Here is a 21,843-nt window from a genome sequence, read left to right as displayed (position 1 = left end):
TATGTTTTCGCTATTTCCACTCCGTAAGATAGGGTATCAATGGTTGCTTTTATTGATTATGTGCTCTTGTAACCATCGAAATCCGGGTGTGGTCGACAATACCTTCGACCAAACGGAATTGCTTCAGGACAGCATCGAAAAGCGCATACTACCAATAAATGTCAAGGTGCCCCATGATGTTGAGGTTGCGAAGTATTTCGATTATATCGACTCTTTGGTGGCACGATATGACTCGTTGGTCCCCTATCCACTTTCAGAACACCTGTTGATCAGAGCCAATCCTTGGGTCATCGATACCTTGAAAAATACCGATTATTACCGAATGAAGCAACGGGATTCGTTTGTGTACGACCAGCGGAAAATGGTTGTATTATCGAAAGGAAGCAATCTCAGCATTCCTGATTCATTGACCGCAAACCGTTTGTTGCAAGCCATCGAAAACACCGAGATCGACATTAATATTCCCGAGTTTAAATTACGCATTTATGAAGATTCCGTTTTGCTGTATACTTTCCCTATTAGGGTAGGACAAAATCGGAAACGGTACTTGGCCTTCGGCGACCGTATTACCGACTTACGGACCAAGGAAGGAAAAGGATTCATCGTTGCCCACGTGAAGGAACCTGATTTCTATAATCCGGTAGATGGAAAACAGTTCTTTTTAACGAAACGGGATGATGGAAAAACGACTGTGATGCCCCAAATACCATGGATTGAAACTGAAATCAACGGGGTTCGAAATGGGCAGATGATTCACCCTACGACCAATCCAGCTACTTTGGGAAAAGCCTATTCCAACGGTTGTATAGGCACAAAGGAGGCAGATGCCTGGGTAATCTATTACCATGCCCCGATAGGAACTAAAATTAAAATCCGCTATGATTTGGAGGTCTACGAGGAAGGCCAGGTAATATTTCTTTTAAAGGATATTTATGGCTATGGTAATTAGGGTTCCTCAAGGCGGTTCAAGCGTCTTCTGAGTCGATTTATCTCCTCTTGCATCGATAAGGTCTTACGCAACAAATGATGAATGGCGTCAATGCCCTCCGGATTGATGTTCAGGTCTCGATACAGTCGTACCATTTTTTCCAACTGGGGTAATTCCGCTTCGTGGATGAATTTTTGTTCGTCGACGATCTCCAACGATATCAATTCATATTCGAACAATTCGTAAATAAAAGACTCCTCGACGTAGTGGCTTTTACAAAAATCGGTAATACGTATATAGTGCCGCTCCATATGTTTTGCTTAAAGGTTGGTCTCTGCCAGCTCTTGAAAGAGTTTTTTTTGTCTTTCGGTAAGTTTGGTAGGCATCTTTACTTCATAGGTGATGTACAAATCCCCGAACTGGCCCTGTTTTTTGTATTTTGGCAGCCCTTTTCCCTTCAACTTTACTTTGGCCCCGTTTGCAGTTTCCGGCTTTACTTTCAATTTTACCTTTCCGCTCAAGGTATCAATGGTGATGTCTCCCCCTAGAACGGCCTTTGTCAACGGTATTTCTACCGATTTGTACAGATTGGCCCCATCGCGTTTAAAAGAGGTGTTGTTCTTTACATGAAAGGTGATGTAAAGATCCCCGGCCGGACCTTTATTGATGCCGGGCCCTCCATGACCGGAAATTTTAATCGTCTGCCCATCTTCCACACCAGCGGGAATGGTAATTCGTATATTTTTTTGATTGACGGTGAGCGTCTGCTTTTGGGTAGAAAGGGTGTCGGTCAGGTTCAAGCGTAGTTCTGCCTGGTAGTCCTGGCCACGAAACTGCCCTCCTCTCCTGGAAGAACGGAAACCGCCACCCCCGAACATGCTTTCGAAAAAATCGGAAAAATCTTCCGTCGACTGGCCACCAGAATAGGTATACCCCCCAAAACCACTTTGGGAACGACCTGCTTTCCGTTGTTTTTCAAACTCCTCGGCATGCTGCCAATCTTTCCCATACTGGTCGTATTTTTTCCGTTTTTCAGGGTCGCTCAGCACCTCATTTGCTTCGTTGATCTGTTTGAACTTGCGTTCTGCCTCCTTGTCATTTGGATTAAGGTCGGGGTGATACTTACGGGCCAGCTTTCTATACGCCTTCTTAACCTCTGCGTCGGTCGCTTTTTTTTGAATTCCCAATACCTTGTAGTAGTCTATAAACTCCATTGTAGTATCGCTAGTTTAGATGCGAAGCTGGACTAGCTTTTCATTTTTAGAAAGTTGATCTGCGCTTTTCTTCTTTTCAATTCTTGCAAGGTGGTCTTGTATCCTATCTCAAAAATAGTATTTAAATGTTGCGCATCAAAAAGACTGTGATTGCCCAATTGGTGTGGATAAATTAGCACATCGCAGAGCGGAAACTTTTCCTTGGCATTTCGATTCATGGGTAACTGAAAAGCCCTATCCAAAATGGTATATGTGTGCTTAAAATCGGAAAATTCCATTTTGGCCACAGGACTCACATATACCCCGTAAATTACATCGCACTTCCCATGTATGGGTTCAACGGGAAAGTTATCCAGGATGCAGCCATCAATATACAATGAATTGTCTAGGTCGACCGGTTGAAAGAGTCCGGGAAATGAAATGGAGGCAAGTAAAACCTTGATCAGTGGCCCTTCTTCAAAAACCTTTACACAGCCATGAAGCAAATCAGTGGTGGTCACCAATACCTTTTTGTCCAGTGCCTCGAAACTGTCTTCTGGAAGATACCCTTGTAGCATATCGCAAAATAGATCGGTGTCGATGATGTTCTGAAAATTTGGATCATGCCTGGCAAAATTGAAGATTTCCACTTCCTTAAAGGCGGCCAGTATGTCATCCGGAGAATGGTTGGCCGCATACAGGGCACCTACCAAGGCACCTGCTCCTGTCCCAGAAATGATATCGGGAAAAATACCATGCTCCTCCATTGCCTTTAGCGCCCCGGCATGGGCGGCAGCTCTATGGCCGCCACCTGAAAGTACCAAGCCAATTTTTTTGTTTTCCATTACAAGCGTATTTTATTGATAGACGTGGTATACGAGGAACCTCTGGAATCTGAATTATACTTCTGTCAAATCTAGGTTTGTCGTAACGATTTCGAAATGATATTGGTCAGGTGGCAGAAGGGCTTCCTAACTTTGGAGCTAATGAAATTTTATATAATCAACAAAGCCACCCACGTACAGCGGGGCTGACATTCGTCATAGTTAATATAGCGTATGACCTATAGTTTTGAATATCCACCCATGGAAGGTGTGCCTCTTGACAAAAACGGGCAATTTTTGAAAGTGATAAAACAAACAAACGATGAAAACACTTGTTACTCAGATAAAAGGGTTTGCGGAAACACAAACGAACGAAGAGACTTACTTCTTGGGTGCTGCCTTGGTGGTACTTACGATCGTTGCCTTTATATTTTTCTTGGTTTGGTCAAGAAAACCGAAGGAAAGGCGAAACAAAAAGGGTACCTGATTTTTCGGTAAAACACACCTCTTTCGGCAGAGGTGTGATAGTGATTAGTGTGCCAATTATCCTAGTTTTTCTTGAAAAAAGTCGATGGTTCGCTTCCATGCCAATTCTGCGTCTTCCCGGTCGTACCTGGGCGTGGTATCGTTGTGAAAACCATGGTTTGCTCCCTCGTACATGTAGGCCTTATATTCTTTGCCATATTCTTTAAGCGCTGCTTCATAAGCAGGCCATCCTTCGTTGACCCTTTTGTCCAATTCCCCAAAATGAAGGAGTAGAGGAGCATTGATTTTATCGATATCCTCCTTGGGCTGTCCGCCGTAAAAGGGCACCGCCGCACCCAAGTCGGGTACTTTTACCGCCATCATATTCGAAATCCAGCCTCCAAAACAAAAACCTACGACACCCACTTTACCGGTACAATCGGGATGTGCTTTTAAATACTCGAATGCCGCGATAAAATCCTCCAGCATCTCATTGCGATCCCTTTTGCGCTGTAATTCACGACCATCATCATCATTGCCAGGGTAACCACCCAATGGGGTCAAGGCATCCGGGGCCAACGAGATAAACCCAGCCAGTGCGGCACGCCTTCCCACGTCTTCGATATGTGGATTCAAGCCACGATTTTCATGTACTACCACGATTCCCGGAAGCTTTCCCGTTGCATCGGCAGGCCTGGAAAGCAAGCCCTTTATAGAACCTCCACCCTTTGGTGATTCATAATCGATGAATTCGGATTTTAAACGTGGGTCGTCTTGTGTTATTTGAATTTTCTTTACGTAATCAGGTGAGATAAAACTCAGGAGTGAGGAAACGGTGAGACCGCCGACGGCATAAGTGGATAATTTATCCAAAAATAGCCTCCTGCTGACCCGATTATGGGCATAGTCGTCATAGAGGTCGAACACCTCTTGCGTAATGTCTTCCTTTTTAATCTCTTTCATCTGTATAGGGTTTTAGTAGGCGGCCATGTGCCTTAAGTTAGTATTTTTTTCATAAAGTCCTCTTTGAAGGCCCTCCCTACGGGAATTTTAAAATTAGGGGCCATATATATCAAATTTCCTGAGATACGTTCGATTTTCCGGGTATTGATAATATACGACTTGTGCACACGGGAAAATGAATGTTGCTCCAGTACCTGTAACCAAAAGCGTAATGGTTCGGTTGATAATAATTTCTTCGTAGCGGTGTGTATCTCGGTATAATCGGAGTCGGAGTGCAAATAAAAAATATCCTGTATCGCTATTTTCACGTGTTCATGGCCCGACTTTATATAGATTTCTTCTCTGGATGGTTGATTTTCCGTACTGTTGCGTATCGCTTCCTGTACGCTAGGCACTTTGGCAACTGCCTGTAAAAATCGTTGAAAGGAAAAAGGTTTTAATAAATAGTCGACTACATTTAGATCGTAGCCCTCCAAAGCGTAGTCAGGGAACGCAGTGGTTAAAATAACATGCGGTCGGTGGGGCATCGTACGCAAAAACTCGATTCCGGATATTTTGGGCAAATGAATGTCTAAAAACAACAAATCGACCTTATTCGTCTTCAAATATTCCACCGCCTGTAGCGCATCGGGGAAAATCCCGGTCAATTGTAGCGTGCCCACATCCTCTATGAACTTTTTAAGAATCCGTTGTGCGGGAGGTTGATCTTCGATGATAATACAGTTCATGCCAAGTTCATTTTTTCCAATTCAAGGGTCAATCGTACTTCATAACTGTTAGGCCCCTCATGTATATTCAAGGTATGGCGATCGGGGTAGATCAATTGCAATCGTTTTTTCACGTTTTCCAGGCCAATGCCCTGTGCAACGGTATCCAACCCCTTTGTGGCCTCATGGTTATTGATACATTTAAATTGCAACTTATTGCCGGCCATGCTTACTTCTATATCGATTTCTATATCCTTTGATTGTCCGGATTGACTGTGCTTGAAGGCATTTTCTATAAAGACAATCAAAATTAAGGGCGCAATTTTATAGTCCGCATGAATATGCAGGGTTTTAAAATTGATGGTTCCTCTGTGCTCGATCTGTAGCTTATTGAGTTTTATAAAGTTATGCAACTGTTCGATTTCTTTGGTCAAGGGGACAAATTTTTCTTTGCACTCGTACAGCATATAGCGGAGTACGCTACTTAACTCCAGAATTATTTCCGGGGTTTTAATAGACCCTTCCAAGGCATAGGAGTATAGGTTGTTCAGGTTGTTAAACAAAAAATGTGGATTGATTTGTGATCGCAGGAACTGCAGCTCACTCTCCTGAACGGTATTTTTAAGTTCATCGATTTGCTCTTGCTTTTGAAGTGCATCCCATCCAAATTTAAAGCCCGACAAAATTGCCATAACCGGTAGCACATCGACCAAGGTGAAATAAATTCCCGGAAAGTTCTCTGCCTTTCTCGTGCCCGGATAGAATATTTTTTCCAGGAAGAGTTCTTCGATAATAATCACCCCCGTAATCACCAAAAGGACGGCACCAAAAAACAACCAGTACTTTTTGCGGTATAAGAGGCGCGGCATCAAGAAATACGTAATAAAAGCGGAGGCCAAGGCATAATTGGTGAAAAAGGCAACTTGGGGCCAATCGATACCCGGGTCGTTCCGATCGAATGCATAGAACAACAGCACTACCAAGTGCAATACAAACTGAAACAACAGCTCTTTTCTAGCGATCAAGTTTTATATTTTTCTATTGAATTCAAGACGGGTTCGTTGTTTCAAAGCTAAGGCTTCTCCCTCAGTGTCTAAAAATCGATATTCCAAACGACCATTAGAATCCCCTAAACGACATTTTCACCATAAATTACGGAAAAGTATGCTGATGACCATCCTGCCCCTGTCGTTCAGGGGATTTTGTTTTTAATTGGGTTTATATACCTCCAATTTTGAAGTAAAAAGAAATGTACCGTATGAAATGTAATCTTAAAGCTTCTTGTACCCTGATATTCCTGTTGCTCTTGTTTTGTGCAAATGGGTTGGCCCAGGAGCGTACCGTGACGATATTAGGCAAGGTGGTAGAGGAGGGTACGGAGCAGCCGATAGCCTTCGCCACCGTGATGGTAGCGGATAACGAGACAAAAAAACCTATTACGGGAACCACTACTTTGGACGATGGCAGTTTCGTTTTGGAGACCACCGCCACCAATTTCTATATTGAAATTAGTTTCATAGGATTTGCCAATAAAACGTTCGGACAGCCTGTTGCCGACACCAAGAATATAGATCTTGGGATTATTGCTCTGTCAGAAGATGCACAACAGCTCGAAGAAGTTGTGGTCGAGGGAGAGGTTTCAAGAACGGAGTTCAAGCTCGATAAGCGAGTATTCAACGTTGGTAAGGATTTGAGCAGTACCGGGGCCAGTGCCTTGGATGTGTTGAACAATGTACCCTCTGTGAATGTAAATATCGAGGGCCAAATCAGTTTGCGGGGAAGTCAAGGTGTGCAAATATTGATCAATGGGAAACCCTCGGTAATCGCAAGCGAGGAAGGAAACACTTTGGGAACCATTACCGCCGATATGATCGATAGGGTAGAGGTGATTACCAATCCGTCGGCCAAATACGATGCGGAAGGTACTTCGGGTATTATCAATATTGTTATAAAAAAGGAACAACGAAAGGGACTAAACGGTTCCGTTTCAGTGAATACAGGAGCCCCCGATGCGCATAGTATCGGGGTAAGTCTCAATCGGAGAGGCGAAAAATTCAATTTATTCAGTCAGTTGGGTTTTGGACTGCGGGAATTGCCCAACGATACCGAAAACCGAAATGTCGATTTGGTGAACAACACCACTATTTTGTCGACCGGTACGGAATTCCGCAACGAGACGTATTACAACTTTGTATTGGGTACCGACTATTATATCAATGAGAGCAGCGTGTTAACGCTTTCCGGTAATTTTGCCCTGGAGCTGGAAGATCAGCCCTCGACGATCAATTTTAGCGCCGTGGATGCCACTAACACCGTAACCTCGGAATGGCTTCGTACAGAGGTAACCGAAGCGGAAAACCCAAAACTTCAATTTGAGCTACAATACAAGAAAGACTTTAAGGGTGATGAGGACCATAACCTTGTTTTTAGCTCATTGGGCAATTTTTTTGGAAAAGATCAATCCTCGGATTTTGTGAATACGACTATCAGCGGGGATTCCAACGATGCCGAACAGAAGACCCGGACCGACTTCAAGGAATCGGTCTTCACCTTTAAATTGGACTACACTCGCCCATTTTCGGAAAAGTGGAGTTTGGAGACAGGTGCCCAATACGTCTTGAACGACGTAAGCAACGATTTTGAAGTGTCCGATTTGGTGGGGGGTAGCTTTGTGGTAGACCCCGGACTTACCAACGTCTTTGAGTTTGACCAAAATGTGTTGGGGCTTTATACAACCGCAGCCTATGAAGGTAAGAAATGGGGAGTAAAAGGGGGTGTGCGATTAGAGCAGACCGATTTGAATACACTGCTTGCCACCACCAATGAGACCAACGACCAGAATTATACCAATCTTTTCCCAAGCTTTCACACCTCCTATAAATTTACCGATAGGATTTCTTTACAGGCGGGCTATTCAAGAAGGGTGTATCGACCAAGGCTTTGGGATTTGAATCCTTTTTTTAATATCAGGAACAATTTTAGTATCCGTCAGGGGAACCCGGGGTTACAGCCCGAGTTTACCGATTCGTATGAATTAACCAGCATTTACATACTAGGAAAGGCTTCCTTGAATTTTGGCATCTACCAACGCTATACGACCGATGTCATCGAACGGGTATCGATCTTTGAAAACAACGTCAATACGGTCAGACCCGAAAACATCGGTACAAATAATGTAACAGGAATCGAATTCAACACGAAGTACAGTCCGTTTAAATGGATGACCCTCAATGGGGATTTTAACTATAGCCAATTTAAAAGGGAAGGTATTTTTAATAGCACGGTGTTCGATTTTGACGGAAACCAATGGTCCTCAAAAGTAATGGCCAAACTTAAGCTACCGGCCGATTTCGAATTGGAGACCATCGGAAACTATCGATCACGGGTAAAAACGGTTCAGGGGGTACGAAACGACTTTCTGTTTATGGATTTGGGTCTTCGAAAGAATATCCTTAAAGGGAAGGCTGTATTGAACCTGAGCGTACGGGACCTTTTCGCTTCGCGAATCAATGAAACCGAAATTGTCCAGACCGATTTCGAGGTCTTTAGCCGACGACTACGGGGCACATTTGTCGCCTTCGGATTCAGCTATGGTTTTGGTAAGGGAGAAGCCATGCAGTATTCCGGACAACGGAGACGGTTTTGATAATTATGGATTATCTTGTAGTAGCGTTTGAATCATTGCTTGCGTAGTAAAGAAGAAAAAAGTTATGGATATTGTTTTGTTAGCCTTTCAGAATTACAAAAAGACCTGCACATGAAAATGAATGGAACGAAAACGAAGCGATTGGTCCACCTGCTTCTAATCGTCGTATTACCCCACAATTTTGCGCTTCAAGCGCAAGAAACCTTGGATACTACTGGGTTGGATACTAAGGTAAAAGTCTTTCTCGAAAGTCAAAAGAGCGAATGGCGAGACATGAACGTTCCCGCTTCCGATGGGCAATTACTATATGACATCATCGTCGAAAATGGCTATACAAAGGGACTCGAAATAGGAACTTCCACGGGGCATTCCACGATATGGATTGCATGGGCGTTTAGTAAAACCGGTGGGAAGCTGATAACCATTGACATTGATGAGACCCGATACAAGAAGGCACTTGCCAATATCAAAGAGGCGGGATTAACGAATTATGTGGATGCCAGACTGGCCGATGCCCATGAATTGGTCAAGAAATTGGAGGGCCCCTTTGATTTTGTATTCAGTGATGCCGACAAGGATTGGTACACGAATTACTTTAAGGAAGTTTCTCCGAAATTGGAGGTAGGTGGTTGTTTTACGGCACACAATGTGCGTCCGGAAGGGCGTCGGGGAATGTCCGGAACGAGGGCGTACTTGGCGTATGTACAAAGCCTTGAAAATTATAGCACCACCGTGGATAATTCAGGCGGGGGAATGGCTATTAGCTATAAAAAAGCGGAAAAATAACACCAGTTAAGAGCTAACCAAAACCATGTACACCATGAAAACCTATTTTAATATATACAAGGCAACGCTGTTGGTACTGATTTTCTTTTCACTAACACCAACGGCCGCACAGGTAACAACTTCAGGAAAAGGTTACACTTTGGTTGTCAAGGGCTACGATTGGGGGCCTGCGGTAAATAAGGTCATCCTGCCAAATCAGCGGTCCATTACCGAGACCAATGCATCCCATTTTTCAGTGACGGTCAACAGAAGTGCGGAAGGCGTAGCAATGGAACCAGAGATATCCACAGGAGAAAGAAAAGTAGTCTACGCCTATGTTTCCGATAGCAAGGGGAATAGGGTCACTGAAGGACACCATATTACACTGGTCCTTTTTGTAGGGCCGGATGACGTACTGGGCTCACCCATAAAATATATTAGGACCAAAAACCGCGGTAGCAATCAATGGATTGATTATCGATTGATCATCAACCACAAGCCTTCGGGAAAAATATGGGACAACGAGCAAGGACGGATAATGCCCGAAATCGATACATTCGATCTAAGTGGCACGTATTCACACAACGACATTACACTCTCATACGCATCTTTTACACCTCAAAATGATAGCGATAAATGGCCTCTGATCATCTGGCTCCACGGGGGTGGGGAAGGGGGCACCGATCCCAGTATCCCCCTAATTGCGAACAAAGCGGTGAATTATGCCTCTGAGGAAATACAAGCCCTGTTTGGAGGTGCCTTCGTATTGGCACCCCAAAGTCCCACTTTTTGGATGCAAAGTGCCAGCGGGGAATATACACGCGGGAAGGAAGACGATATTTATAATGAAGCCTTAATGGCCTTTATCAAAACATATGTTGCAGCGCATCCGGAAATAGATACCGACCGGATTTACATCGGAGGATGTTCCAACGGCGGTTATATGGGCTTGAAGTTACTCTTGCAACATCCCGATTATTTCGCAGCAGGTTATATCAGTGCTCTGGCCTATCAAAATCAATTCATTACCGATGAGCAGGTTCGGTCGATTAAAGACATCCCAATTTGGTTCGTGCATTCCAAAGACGATCAGGTAACGATACCAGGGGAAACCGTGGTTCCGTTGTACAAACGGTTGAAAAATACCGGCGCTGAAAACATTCATTTCTCCTTTTACGACCACGTAATCGATATTACCGGATTTTTCGGAGGGGATGATTACCGTTATAACGGCCATTGGTCATGGATCTATTCCCATGCCAATCATGCCGATTTTGATTTTGATGGTAATCCGGTTCTAATGAACGGTAGACCGGTGACTATCATGGAGTGGATGGCTGGGCAAAGGCGTTAGGTAGTCATCGGATTGTTTTTTAAAGTTATAGGGATTAGTAAATTTTAATTTACCTTCCGTTTCAAAAACCAAATATCCCGAAGGCTTATGTTCACATTGATGGTATGAAAGGTCTCCTGCACCTGGATACCTTCCGAAGAACCACTGCCGCGGTAGGCATAGGAAAGATTTAGGGTCGATCTTCCGATAGGAATGCCCAGTCCGCCGGTAATCGAATAACTACCGACCGTCTCATCGTTAACCTGTAAATAGCCACTGTCGTAGTTGAATCCGGCTCTAAAACCAATTCGTTCCCAAAACTTAAAGCTAGTTTCATCTTTGAGGTACTCCATGCCAAAGGCATACACGTTTCGGTCCACAAAAGTTCCAATATTGTCATGTTGATCGGTCGCGCCCCAATAGCTCCCGGTGTAGTCGAGATTCAATGTCAAACTTGACCATGGGCTGATGGCGAGACCGGTTCCTATTTCCAAAGGCAGATCAAAACTAGGGATGGTAATATCGCTCGTGTTTTCAACTGGTTCCGGATTCGGTAATAGTCCGGTAGACTTCGATACGTTTCGGTCCCTTCTGGCGGCTAGACTGGTCGGTAATTGCCATCGTGCCCCAATGGCGAAATAATCGTTGAGTTTGCCTTGGACCCCAAAATCGATTCGGGCACCAAAGTATCTGTTGGTTTCCTGCACGTTTAAGGAACTGGTACCAGTATTGATACGTTCTGTTTCATCGATACTCCCAAAAAGATAAGAGATTCCTAGTCCTACATTGATATGTTCATTGATGCTATAGCCATAACTTAGCTTAAGGTCGTTCAATCCGCCGGAACCGAAGATATTACTGCTGAACTTTTCGAACGACCCTTCGATGTTGCCTTCTATACCAACAACGGCGTAACCCACGTCCGAATAGGGGTCAAGGGTAAGTCCTAGCCCTGATTTTTTACTGATACTGGAGGCAATGGCCAGGCTCGACATATTACCTGCCAATCGGCGTTCCTCATTGTTCCGATTGGAAACCGTACTCAACTCTGCCAGAAAACCGATGTCATACATAAAATTCTTTTCTGAAACGGCGGCATAGGAGGCTGGGTTGTAATTATTGATAAAACCAGCAGGCTCAAGGGCATAGCCGCCTCTGCCGAGGGCACTGTTCTTTCCGATATTCGAATTGGTACTTACGCCAAGACCAAAAAGCGAGTATGGAGATCCTGTGAGGTTATTGGTCTGTCCAATCATATCGAACGTCATCAGTGCCGCCATGGCAAGAAGCAGCCAGGTTCTACTCATCATAAATAGCATAAGTTAGAATAAGTTTTGCCTCAAAATCACTACTTCCTGCTCCTTGTAGCACTATACGATCTACCGTTTGATTGTAATTTTTGGGATAGATGATAACGGCATCTTCCACCTCTGGGATTTGTGCCAGTTCTTGATCGAGGTAGGTGACCAAGGGTATTTGATAGAATATATCGTTGAACTCACTGTTCGCTTCATTGATGCGGGCAAATACGGCTCCATTTCCATTCACAATGGTCTCTGTAATTACGTTGTTCTGATCGACGATCTGTACGTTCAAGGAATCCCGAATGGGTAAGTTGTCATTGTAGGAAGTCACTGGTGGCTTGATTTCTAAAATGGCATCGAGAATGGTTCCGGTTCCTGGTATTTGGCCGATATCGGTGAGGGTGGGGAATTCTATCCTGGTAGCGTGGCCCACTCCCGATTGAATAAAGCTAAAATTGCCGCTCAGTTCCGACGGCAGATTTATTTCCTGATCGGTCAATGTATCCAATAACATACCGGTAACATCGCTTTGAATCTGATTGAAGGCCCTGGGCAAACCGGTATTTTGATTGATAAAGAGATCAAAGGCTTCCTCGTCATCTTCGAACTCTCCGGGTATGGAATAAAAAAAGCGTAAGCGGGTAATTTCAGGATCTCTTGAGAAACCGATAACCGCGGTATTCTCTTCATTTGATGGCCTTAGGGTGAAGCCCTTTAGTTTTTCCCGCACCTCACGGTCGCTATTGATATCGTTTTCCTGAATCAAATCGAAAAGTTCCCTTCCGAAGGCCAAGGGTATTTGAATATGCAGTGAGTCCTCACCGGTCGGTTCTGGAAAAAATCGGCGCGTAACCACGGGAACGGTGTCAAATGTAAGTTGGCTGGTATTGTAGAAAACGTCGTCCTCGGCAGACACTTCCTCCAGTAGTCGATATACATTGATTTCCGCGAGTTGCGTGGTATCATTATAAAAATAGCCGTCATACCCTAAAATCAATGCAATGCTATCAAGTTCCGCATCGGAGGGAATCGTATAGTTGATTGCCGAAAGCTCAAAATAACTCTGACTGGAAACCCGCCCAAAGAAATCATCGTAATAGCTACCCACCAACAGCCGATTGCTCGTAGAGGTGTTGATACTGTCAAATTTAAAGGTGGTCAGTTTCACGGTAAAGGTATCGACCGTCACTAGACGTACGTTTGAATCGGTGAAATCCTGCCCTACCACTAGAGTGGGAATCTCACGATCTTCCACAGAGCAGGAAGAAAGTAAGGCAGTTATTGCTAATAGACCAAAAAGGAGTCGCATACCATATTAATTTGAAGCAAATAAAACGGAACGGTCAGGTGTCCCGAAGTATTTTATACCGATTTGGTTAATCTGTATACCAATCACCTAATTCCCACGATGAATGCCAACTGCAGTGTTGGTAGATAGAATTTGCCGTACGGTATAGACATTTTGTCGGTTGGTCTATTTTTTTTTTGCCACCCTATCCACCACCAATACTTTTAGTCAAAATCAATAAGTGAAAAGCTATTTTTTTAGTGCCCTTCTACTTTTTATGACAACATTGAAGATAACGGCCCAAGAGATGACCGGTTATGAAATAGCCCGGTTTGATTATTCGATGGTGCCATCGGCTGGCGATATCTATTGGGGAAGCTATAGGCTTGCGATTACGCCTAACATACCATTGGGAAAAAGAAGTCGGTTGGTGGTGAACCTGTCTTATGAAAAGAAGACCTATAACTTTTTTGATACGGTCATAGGTCTGGAAACCGAGCCATTGGAGGAGACTCATCACATGATGGCAGGGGTTTTTTATCGTTCCGAATTCTCGAGAAATTGGACGATCGAGACACTTTTTTCCCCTGTCATCTCCTCGAATTTGGTTGATGGTTTGGGACAGGATGATATACAATACGCGGGAAGCCTAGTTTTTACGAAGATCTGGCAGGGGAAAAAAAATAATCTTGGTTTGCGATTTGGTCTTGGCTATGGAGCTTTGTTGGGAAGACCTGATTTTTATCCGATACTTTCATTGGAAGGGACCCTGAAAAACAGCTGGCACTATCGTTTGGGCTTTCCGGAAACCACCTTAAAGTATGTTATTGGGGAAAGACAGCAACTTTCTTTTATCGCAAGGCCTCAGGGCTCCTATACCAACCTTTCCGGGCCATTGAGCTTCTTTGGCACCGGCACTTTTACCCATTCAAAGTTGGAGTATGAAGCAATCGATATCGGCATCAAACACACCTATCGAATGCAACCGTATCTAACTTCATTGGTAAACGTAGGCTATCTCTCAAAGAATCAGCTTCTTCTGTTAGATCAAAACCATAATCAGCTGAACGATTTCAATACGGGGGATTCCTTATATATCACCATGGGATTAACGATTAACATAAACAATAGATTAGATGAAAACAATGATTAAACGGCCGTTAACTATCCTTAAAACTGTGAAGTTTCTATCGGTTCTTGTGATGTCTTTGGCCGCGGTAAGCTGCTCTAGTGACGACGACGACGACGATAACCTGGGAAACTGGGAGGATCGTTCCGTTCTTGACGGTATCCCCCGTAGCAGTGCCGCGGCCTTTACCATCGGTAATAAAGGATATATGGGTACCGGCTTCGATGGGGATGATTATCTGAAAGACTTTTGGGAGTATGATATTGAAGGGGATTTTTGGAGGCAATTGGCCGACTATCCAGGGGTTGAACGTAGCGCTGCGGTCGGTTTTACCGCCAATGGCGACGGATTTGTAGGCCTAGGCTTTGATGGAGACAATGAATTAGGCGATTTTTACCGGTATGATATCGGTGCTAATCGTTGGGATTCCATCGCAGCTTTTGGAGGGGCACCTAGAAGGGGTGCCACCGCGTTCAATTCGGCCAGTATTGGCTATGTGGGCACTGGATATGACGGTGACAACGATCGCAAGGATTTCTGGAAGTATGATCCGTCATCGGACCGCTGGACCGAACTGGTCGGTTTTGGAGGCACTAAACGAAGGGATGCCACCAGCTTTACCATCGGTGACAAGGTATACTTTGGAACTGGGGAATCAAATGGTCTGGACCAAACCGATTTTTGGGTGTTCGATACCTCGAACGAGACTTGGACGGCCTTGTTGGACCTCGATGATGATGACGATTATTTTATAGAACGAAGTGATGCGGTAGGCTTTAGCATTGGTGACAGGGGATATATTGCTTGCGGTGCGTCGGGATTAGGGGCAGTCTCATCGGTATGGGAATACAATCCGGCCACCGATTTGTGGGAAGAGAAGACGGCCTACGAGGGTATTGCCAGGCGAGGGGCTATTGGCTTTTACGATGGCAGCAGGGCATTTGTTGCCTTGGGGAACAGTGCAAACCTTTATTTGGACGACAATCGCGAATTCTTCCCTTTTGAGGAAGAAGATGAAGATGACTGATAGCGATACAAAAGTAATTCTGCCGTACCACCAATGAAAGGCTATCTAAAACATATATTGGCACTTTTCGTCATAGGATTGGTGGTATTGCTGCTGGGTTTTTATTTGGATGAGGACATACGTATGGGCGCTGGTGACGGTTCCTATCGCGTAACTGCCCAAGCACATGGAATGGATAGGTGGGGATACCAAATTCACTTTGATTCGAAACTACTGATACAGCAAGACTACATTCCGGCCGTAAATGGCAAGCAGTATTTTACCTGTAGGGAGGATGCCGAAAAAGCGGGACAATTGGTAGTCGACAAAATAAGACTGAATGAGCGCCCTTCCATTTCGATTGAGGAACTTCGGGTACATGGGATCACTTTTAAAAAATGAGTATCTTATGACCTATTTGCCTAATACCTTGCGTTTGAAAAAAAAGTTGTTGGTAAGGGAACCGTGGATACACGTTTTCATTTGGATATGTATTTTAACCCTTCCGTTGGGTATGGCCTTATCGACCTTTGGTAAGATTGATGAAGGCATGCTCTTAAGGCTGGTTTATCCCCCGGTGCTGTTTTATGTCAATTATTCGATTCTCTCCCCAAAACTCTTATTGAAGAAGAAGTTTTTTCTGTACGCCCTTTTTTCGATATTATTTTTAGTAATGTTCAACCTTTTGGTTAAATGGCTACCCTCGAGCTCGCCGTTTGATAGAATGAGCGATATGGTTGGTATTGGGAAGGACAGTCCTTTCCGCCATCTTCAATATGCCATGATTACCGCGGTATCATTGGCATTTTTTCTTCTAGGCGGTACGTTGCGATTGATAAAGGATTTTTACGAACGCGATAAGATACAGGCCGAAAGTGAGGCGCAACGGGCGGAGACCGAATTGGAGTTTTTAAAGGCACAACTCAATCCCCATTTTCTTTTTAACTCCTTGAACAGTGTTTACTCCTTGGTACGGAATAAATCCGATGACGCTTCCGAGGCGGTAATTACCCTATCGGAACTCATGCGGTACATGCTTTATGAGGCCAACCAAAATGAGGTTTCTCTTGAAAAGGAAATAGGCTATATTAAGAATTACGTGGCCTTACAGCGATTAAGACTCTCTGATAGTGAAAACGTAAAATTGTTGATTCGAGGCGATTATGTGGATAAGAAAATAGCACCTCTTTTACTCATTACCTTTATTGAAAATGCGTTTAAGTATGGCACGGATTACAAGGGTAGAACCAAAGTGGATATCAAGATTATAATTCAAGATAACACCTTGGATTTTAAGGTGATTAATTTAATCGGACCAAAGAAAACCGATAAGGAGAATTCCGGGATCGGTCTTAAGAATGTAAAAAATCGACTGGGATTCCAATATCCGGAGGCCCACTGCCTAAGGATTATGGATAATAAAGACGATTATCGAGTGGACCTGCAACTAAAACTTTCGTAAGATGAGATGTATTATTGTTGACGACGAGCCCTTGGCCTTGAACATCATGAAATCGTACTGTGAGGATATCGGCTATTTGGAGGTCATCGGTACTTTCACCAATCCGTTTGACGCTACGGGGCTTTTAATGGAGCAGAAAGTAGACTTGGTTTTTTCAGACATCGAGATGCCACAAATTAACGGTTTGGAATTTATCAAGACATTGGATAGAAAACCATTATTTGTTTTCACTACGGCATACCAAAAATATGCCTTGGACGGCTTTGATCTAAACGCGGTCGATTATCTGGTAAAACCGATTCCCTTCGAACGTTTTGTCAAGGCAGTGAACCGTGCAAAGGAAATGTACACCCTGAAACAGGCAGCGAAGGGGCCGACCGAAAATATTACGTCCGCTGGGGGAGATCTACCGATAAAAGATGGTTTTATCTTTATCAAATCCGAATACGGAAATATCAAATTGGAGTTTGATGATATCAAGTATATACAAGGGTTAAAAGACTATCTGAAAATCCATAGTAAGGGAAATTCGAATAAACCTATTTTAACCTTGATGAGTTTTCGCGTAATGGAGGCCAAACTACCCTCGAATCAATTCTTTCGCGTTCATCGATCATTCATGGTCAATATCAATTACATCGATGCAGTACAGCGAAGTAAAATTATTATCGACGATATACGAATTCCCATTGGGGATAGTTACAAGGCCAATTTTATGAAAAGAGTGGGGCTTTAGGATTTTAGGTGTTCAAAAGTGCTAATTAGCCTTCAATTATAAAAAGCGGTAGCAAGAACGTTTTTTCAGCAAGTGACTTATAGGTAGTCTTGAGGTCGTTCATTTGCTATAAGTGAGTCCATGGCCAAAGGGATAGAGTGGATTTTTGGAATCGTAAGGGAGGTCTTCCTTCTGGTTTTCCACTGCTTCCATTGACGACGGAATTTCGATGGGAAGCTTCCCAGTGGGATTGAATTTCCCGAATATCAATTCAAGGATAATCTCGTCCTGACATTCGAAGTCGGCAATCACTGCCTTGCTGGCCGCATTGATATCGGGAATCACCGGCGGTCGCTGAATGGTCAAAACAGTGATGGTTGGCTTGGAGCGGGTACGTACAAGAATCTTATTTTTTTCATCTTCGGGAAAATCCAATCGTCCTTGCGGAATCAGCCTTTCCAGTAAACTACCACCTTCTGGCGGTGAAGAAGGGGTTTCCAATTTTTGAATAATGACGTCCGCATCATCCATATCGTCTACGATTTGGTGAAATTTTTTGGATAACCCTTCCTGGGTCATCCCTTCGAGGTATATTCTGTTATCCGATGAAAGCGGTAGCATACCTTTTTCGTTTTTCAAAAGCACCAATGATCTTCTTTGCGCTTCCTTTCCTTTCTCCATAAAAATCGGATTTCCGACAATATCCACTTTTTCCAGGTCCACATAGGGATTGTCGAAAAGGCCAAGACGGAACTTATCCCTCAAGACCCTTTTGACGGAAACGTCGATTCGCTCCCCCGAGACCTCCCCGCTTTCAACGAGGTCGATGATATATTGGGTGGCATACTCCCCACCAAAAACATCGCATCCGGCATCCAATACTTTCTTTACCCGTTCCTTTTCGGTCAAATGTTCCGCACCCCAGGCCGAAGCATTCTTTACCGCCATATCGGAGATAATGCCCCAATCGGTTGCCACGACGCCGTCAAACTTTAGGGAATCCCTGAGGAGTTCCTGAATCATCTCCCTGCTAAAGGCAAAACCGACTTCTTCCTTGACCTGCCCCTTGGGTATACCATAATAAGGCATTATTTGGGCTGTGTTAGCGGCCAAGGCCCCGTTGGTAAAGGGAATCAAATGATAGTCAAAGTTATCACCGGGATACACCTGCCCCTTACCACTCTCAAAATGGGCGTCCCAGCCATCTTCCTGGGGACCACCGCCTGCGAAATGTTTGGTCTGACATGCGACACTGTTCGTACCAAGGCTATCCCCTTGAAACCCTAAAATATACGCCTTGGTAAGGGCGGCACTCAAATGGGCATCTTCCCCAAACGTACCGTTGACCCTTGCCCAGCGAGGGTCGGTAGCGATATCTGCCATGGGGTGTTGGGCCAAACGGATACCAATAGCCAAGTATTCCTGCCGGGCGATATCGGCGAATTCTCGCACCAACACGGTATCCCCTATGGCCCCAAGCCCCAACTGGGACGGCCATACAGAGATCCATTTTGCCTGGGCACTGGCCCCCGGCATGGCCATGGTACCATGTCTTGGGTCGGAAATAAGGGTGATGGGAATTCCCAAACGCGTACGCTCGGCAAATTTTTGGAGATTGTTGTTCCATGTGGCATAGGCCAAGGCAGAAGTGCCACCCAAATTTTGTACATGGCTCATTTTCTTGTTCAGTATCGTACCGGATGTGCTTTCGGTCAAAAAAGAAAAAGGATCGGAGAGCGTTGGGATTTCAAGTAGGGAACCGTCTTCTTCCATGGCCAAAAAATGAGCCGATAGTAAACCGGCCTTTTCCTCGATGTTCATTTGGGAGACCAAGTCTTCGACCCGATTTTCAAGAGGTACCCTTTTATCTTCATAGGGATCTACTTTTCCGTTTTTGTTCAAGTCCCGAAATTGAATACCGCCTGATGAAAGTAACGGGGCTTCAACTCCCAGCAATTGCATATTTTCCTTTGATTCAGTGCGCCATCCGATCAGGAAAAACAAATAGGTGAACAACAGTAGTGCTAGGAATAGTCCGACGAAAATGCCTATTCCTTTTACAAGTTTTTTAAAAAGAGTGCTCATGCGATGATTTTTGTCAGCTATCGTTTTCCGGTTTTTAAACTTGTTGGTTTTGTAATCCCGTTTTGCGATTAGGCCTTACAGTTAGTCCATTTCCAAATAAATGTACCATTTTTTAACCAAAAAGGCCGCCTCCAAAAAAGCGGTCTTCCGGTCAAGAAATAATAGTGCTAATTAAAAAAATCACTATGAAACACTTAGCTATTATCATTATCCATGGTATCCCGGTCCAAGTCGACCGTAACGGTATTGCCATCGTCGTCTGTTTCCGTGGCGATATCGTCACAGCTGCCATCCCCATAATCCCTGGTCAACGTACTGTTGTTTTCCGAAGAAACCATAACTCCGCTCACGATATAGGCACAGCCAATTTCGGAACGTAGCGGGACGGTAATCTCGTAGCCGTACGAATCCCCATTACTAAATTCGGTGTTGCCGTTTCCAGATACCAAAGTGTAAAGATCAAAGGCCTCATCCGAAATTGCGAAGACGGTCTCCGTTTCCGACAAACTATAGCTGATAGCAGTGAGTCCGTCGGGCCACTCAAAAGACAGATCGGTTTCAGAGGAAAAGATGAAACCACCGTTTTCTTCGTTGGCCATATATATCGAGCTAGCGTTCCCCGTAACCGAAATATCGTTGTATCGGTAATTTTCCAAAGTGGTGAGAATCACCGCCCCATTTGCCGAATCATTCTGGTCATAGGTAATCGCGATCACTCCGGAAACGGTATCACCGTTCCCGAGCTCACACCCTTCACCATAGTCCAAGGTGATGGTTACCCGCCCATTTACCTCTTCGGAGCTGCGTTCGACACAGTCGGTTATTTTATAAGTACTAGCCCGCTTGTCTGCACCGGTATCGGTCAAAAAGGCATCCCCGGAGACCCCAGTGATGGCTTCGGTAGCGTTTTGGATTTCGATGTATTGTTGATCGCTTACCGCTTCGGCAGCTACAACTTCCGAACTGGCCACACTACCATCATCGTCTTCGCAACCTAATATGCAGAGCCCGGTTGCACATAGAAGACCTATCAAATACATGTTGTTTTTCTTCATCGCATTGTATTTTTGTTGAACAGCATATTCTGGTCTTACGGTTGCTTATCTTGATACCATTTTTGATAACCATATCAAAGATAGGATGTAGGCTGCGGAGCTGAAAAAAAGATATACAATCCCTAACATTCACTCTACCAAGAGCCTAGAGCGATCTACGAATTCGATGGTCGTTTCATCTAAAGTTCCCAAACAGTTCTTTGAAGGCGACTCCAATACGTAGTTTGCTTACACTATCCTGGTATTCGATCAAGTTTTCGGCTTGCCCGACGTAGTATTGCAAATAGAGGAACTGATTCGACTTTTTGAAGGGTTTCCAACTTAACGATAATTGGACGTTCCCTCTCCAATCGGCGGTGAAGCTCTTGCTGAAATCACCTTCAAAAATCAAATTTTTTGTAGGGCGATAGGCGAGGTGCACCTGAAAATAGCCTTTGTAATCCATAATGTCGGGATTGCTGGAAATATCGCCGATGGGCACCCATCCCTTCGCCATAAATTGCCAGCGATCTCCCATCGGTTTTGAATAGCGTAGCGATAAAAAGTTCCAGCTTCTGGAACTGATACTGTCCCTACCGTTCGACTCGTGTTCAAATTGAAACCATAAACCGTAGTCCAGCTTATTATCCTTGAACCAAAGTTTGGCGATTCCTAGGCCAGGATTATAGTTCGTTTCCCTAAAGGGAAATGAATCTTTGTAGATATCCCAGAACGACTTTTGCCGGTAGGTGAAAAAAAGGAAGGCATCATAGGGCAATAAAACATCGGTCAGCATTTGCTTAAAACCTAATTGGAATTTAGCATCACTGGTATCGGAGGTTACGGGCCCCCGTAAATCGGTACCGGTGATAAAATAATTGTCACCATAAATGGAAAACATCGGGATTTTTGCCAATAGCTCCCTATCGGTCAACTTGGGAGATCGGACAAGGGAGTCTTGCTGAGCACTTACCATAGCATGAGTTATGACTAGAA

At 44.3% G+C, this 21,843-nt stretch carries 21 protein-coding genes; 10 read left to right on the top strand and 11 right to left on the bottom strand.

All coding sequences use genetic code 11. The features are described from left to right. Position 1: 1 nt before the first annotated feature. Entirely contained in the window at positions 2–949 is a 948-nt protein-coding gene (locus FK220_RS09615) for a L,D-transpeptidase (RefSeq protein WP_152574092.1), read from the top strand. Here FK220_RS09615 and FK220_RS09610 read toward each other — a convergent pair. From FK220_RS09610 to FK220_RS09600, 3 genes are read right to left on the bottom strand one after another with little or no spacing between them, the layout of a single operon-like run. Further along, positions 946–1,239 carry a chaperone modulator CbpM gene (locus FK220_RS09610; protein ID WP_152574091.1) on the bottom strand — a complete coding sequence of 98 codons (294 nt, stop codon included), beginning with the start codon at positions 1,237–1,239 and terminating at the stop codon, positions 946–948. The genes FK220_RS09615 and FK220_RS09610 overlap by 4 nt on opposite strands. Positions 1,240–1,248: 9 nt before the next feature. Further along, positions 1,249–2,142, bottom strand: a complete 894-nt coding sequence (locus FK220_RS09605; protein WP_152574090.1) for a DnaJ C-terminal domain-containing protein — start codon at positions 2,140–2,142, stop codon at positions 1,249–1,251. Positions 2,143–2,174: 32 nt separating this feature from the next. Next, positions 2,175–2,966, bottom strand: a complete 792-nt coding sequence (locus FK220_RS09600) for a patatin-like phospholipase family protein (protein ID WP_152574089.1) — start codon at positions 2,964–2,966, stop codon at positions 2,175–2,177. A 301-nt stretch (positions 2,967–3,267) separates the two neighbouring features. Between FK220_RS09600 and FK220_RS09595 the strand changes: the two genes are divergently transcribed. Beyond that, the gene (locus tag FK220_RS09595) at positions 3,268–3,432 is read left to right on the top strand and encodes a hypothetical protein (protein WP_166204851.1); all 165 of its coding nucleotides are present in this window, start codon (positions 3,268–3,270) and stop codon (positions 3,430–3,432) included. 56 nt (positions 3,433–3,488) lie between these two features. On the opposite strand, the gene FK220_RS09590 is transcribed toward FK220_RS09595, so the two are convergent. Genes FK220_RS09590 through FK220_RS09580 form a run of 3 tightly spaced genes read right to left on the bottom strand, consistent with a single transcriptional unit; the run spans position 3,489 to position 6,105 of the window. Further along, on the bottom strand, positions 3,489–4,373 hold the full coding sequence (locus FK220_RS09590; protein ID WP_152574088.1) for a dienelactone hydrolase family protein: 885 nt from the start codon (positions 4,371–4,373) through the stop codon (positions 3,489–3,491). 32 nt (positions 4,374–4,405) lie between these two features. Continuing rightward, on the bottom strand, positions 4,406–5,101 hold the full coding sequence (locus tag FK220_RS09585) for a LytR/AlgR family response regulator transcription factor (RefSeq protein ID WP_152574087.1): 696 nt from the start codon (positions 5,099–5,101) through the stop codon (positions 4,406–4,408). Next, positions 5,098–6,105, bottom strand: coding sequence for a sensor histidine kinase (locus FK220_RS09580; RefSeq protein ID WP_152574086.1), 1,008 nt, complete (start codon positions 6,103–6,105; stop codon positions 5,098–5,100). The genes FK220_RS09585 and FK220_RS09580 overlap by 4 nt, the downstream gene beginning before the upstream one ends. Positions 6,106–6,338: 233 nt before the next feature. Here FK220_RS09580 and FK220_RS09575 point away from each other — a divergent pair, with 233 nt between their 5' ends. From FK220_RS09575 to FK220_RS09565, 3 genes are all read left to right on the top strand, one after another. Continuing rightward, a complete protein-coding gene (locus FK220_RS09575; protein ID WP_152574085.1) occupies positions 6,339–8,726 on the top strand; it encodes an outer membrane beta-barrel family protein in 2,388 nt (795 codons plus the stop codon). 111 nt (positions 8,727–8,837) lie between these two features. Next, complete coding sequence (locus tag FK220_RS09570) at positions 8,838–9,512, top strand: O-methyltransferase (protein ID WP_238718967.1); 675 nt, start codon at positions 8,838–8,840, stop codon at positions 9,510–9,512. Between the two features lie 34 nt (positions 9,513–9,546). Beyond that, positions 9,547–10,845, top strand: coding sequence for a prolyl oligopeptidase family serine peptidase (locus FK220_RS09565; RefSeq protein WP_152574084.1), 1,299 nt, complete (start codon positions 9,547–9,549; stop codon positions 10,843–10,845). A gap of 44 nt (positions 10,846–10,889) precedes the next feature. Here FK220_RS09565 and FK220_RS09560 read toward each other — a convergent pair whose 3' ends face one another. Both FK220_RS09560 and FK220_RS09555 read right to left on the bottom strand, forming a co-directional pair. Beyond that, positions 10,890–12,134: a hypothetical protein gene (locus FK220_RS09560; protein ID WP_152574083.1), complete on the bottom strand. Its 1,245-nt coding sequence runs from the start codon at positions 12,132–12,134 to the stop codon at positions 10,890–10,892. Further along, positions 12,124–13,437, bottom strand: a complete 1,314-nt coding sequence (locus FK220_RS09555) for a DUF4270 family protein (protein ID WP_152574082.1) — start codon at positions 13,435–13,437, stop codon at positions 12,124–12,126. Before FK220_RS09555 ends, FK220_RS09560 begins: the two co-directional genes overlap by 11 nt. A gap of 220 nt (positions 13,438–13,657) precedes the next feature. Here FK220_RS09555 and FK220_RS09550 point away from each other — a divergent pair, with 220 nt between their 5' ends. Genes FK220_RS09550 through FK220_RS09530 form a run of 5 tightly spaced genes read left to right on the top strand, consistent with a single transcriptional unit; the run spans position 13,658 to position 17,749 of the window. Beyond that, positions 13,658–14,569: a DUF6268 family outer membrane beta-barrel protein gene (locus FK220_RS09550; protein ID WP_152574081.1), complete on the top strand. Its 912-nt coding sequence runs from the start codon at positions 13,658–13,660 to the stop codon at positions 14,567–14,569. After that, the gene (locus FK220_RS09545) at positions 14,553–15,572 is read left to right on the top strand and encodes a Kelch repeat-containing protein (protein WP_238718966.1); all 1,020 of its coding nucleotides are present in this window, start codon (positions 14,553–14,555) and stop codon (positions 15,570–15,572) included. Before FK220_RS09550 ends, FK220_RS09545 begins: the two co-directional genes overlap by 17 nt. A 33-nt stretch (positions 15,573–15,605) precedes the next feature. Continuing rightward, positions 15,606–15,953, top strand: a complete 348-nt coding sequence (locus FK220_RS09540) for a DUF4907 domain-containing protein (RefSeq protein ID WP_152574080.1) — start codon at positions 15,606–15,608, stop codon at positions 15,951–15,953. 7 nt (positions 15,954–15,960) lie between these two features. Further along, positions 15,961–17,013, top strand: coding sequence for a sensor histidine kinase (locus FK220_RS09535; protein WP_166204849.1), 1,053 nt, complete (start codon positions 15,961–15,963; stop codon positions 17,011–17,013). 1 nt (position 17,014) lies between these two features. Then, entirely contained in the window at positions 17,015–17,749 is a 735-nt protein-coding gene (locus FK220_RS09530) for a LytR/AlgR family response regulator transcription factor (protein WP_152574078.1), read from the top strand. Positions 17,750–17,848: 99 nt separating this feature from the next. Here the strand turns inward: FK220_RS09530 and FK220_RS09525 are convergent, their stop codons facing one another. The 3 genes from FK220_RS09525 to FK220_RS09515 all read right to left on the bottom strand — a co-directional run bounded on the left by FK220_RS09525 (position 17,849) and on the right by FK220_RS09515 (position 21,823). Continuing rightward, positions 17,849–19,813: a glycoside hydrolase family 3 protein gene (locus FK220_RS09525; protein ID WP_238718965.1), complete on the bottom strand. Its 1,965-nt coding sequence runs from the start codon at positions 19,811–19,813 to the stop codon at positions 17,849–17,851. A 194-nt stretch (positions 19,814–20,007) separates the two neighbouring features. After that, the gene (locus FK220_RS09520; protein WP_152574077.1) at positions 20,008–20,868 is read right to left on the bottom strand and encodes a hypothetical protein; all 861 of its coding nucleotides are present in this window, start codon (positions 20,866–20,868) and stop codon (positions 20,008–20,010) included. Positions 20,869–21,043: 175 nt separating this feature from the next. Next, a complete protein-coding gene (locus FK220_RS09515) occupies positions 21,044–21,823 on the bottom strand; it encodes a phospholipase A (RefSeq protein WP_166204847.1) in 780 nt (259 codons plus the stop codon). Positions 21,824–21,843: the final 20 nt, after the last annotated feature.

The organism is Pelagihabitans pacificus (assembly GCF_009371985.2).
Lineage (GTDB): Bacteria > Bacteroidota > Bacteroidia > Flavobacteriales > Flavobacteriaceae > Pelagihabitans > Pelagihabitans pacificus.
This window is presented reverse-complemented; position numbering and strand designations above follow the sequence as displayed.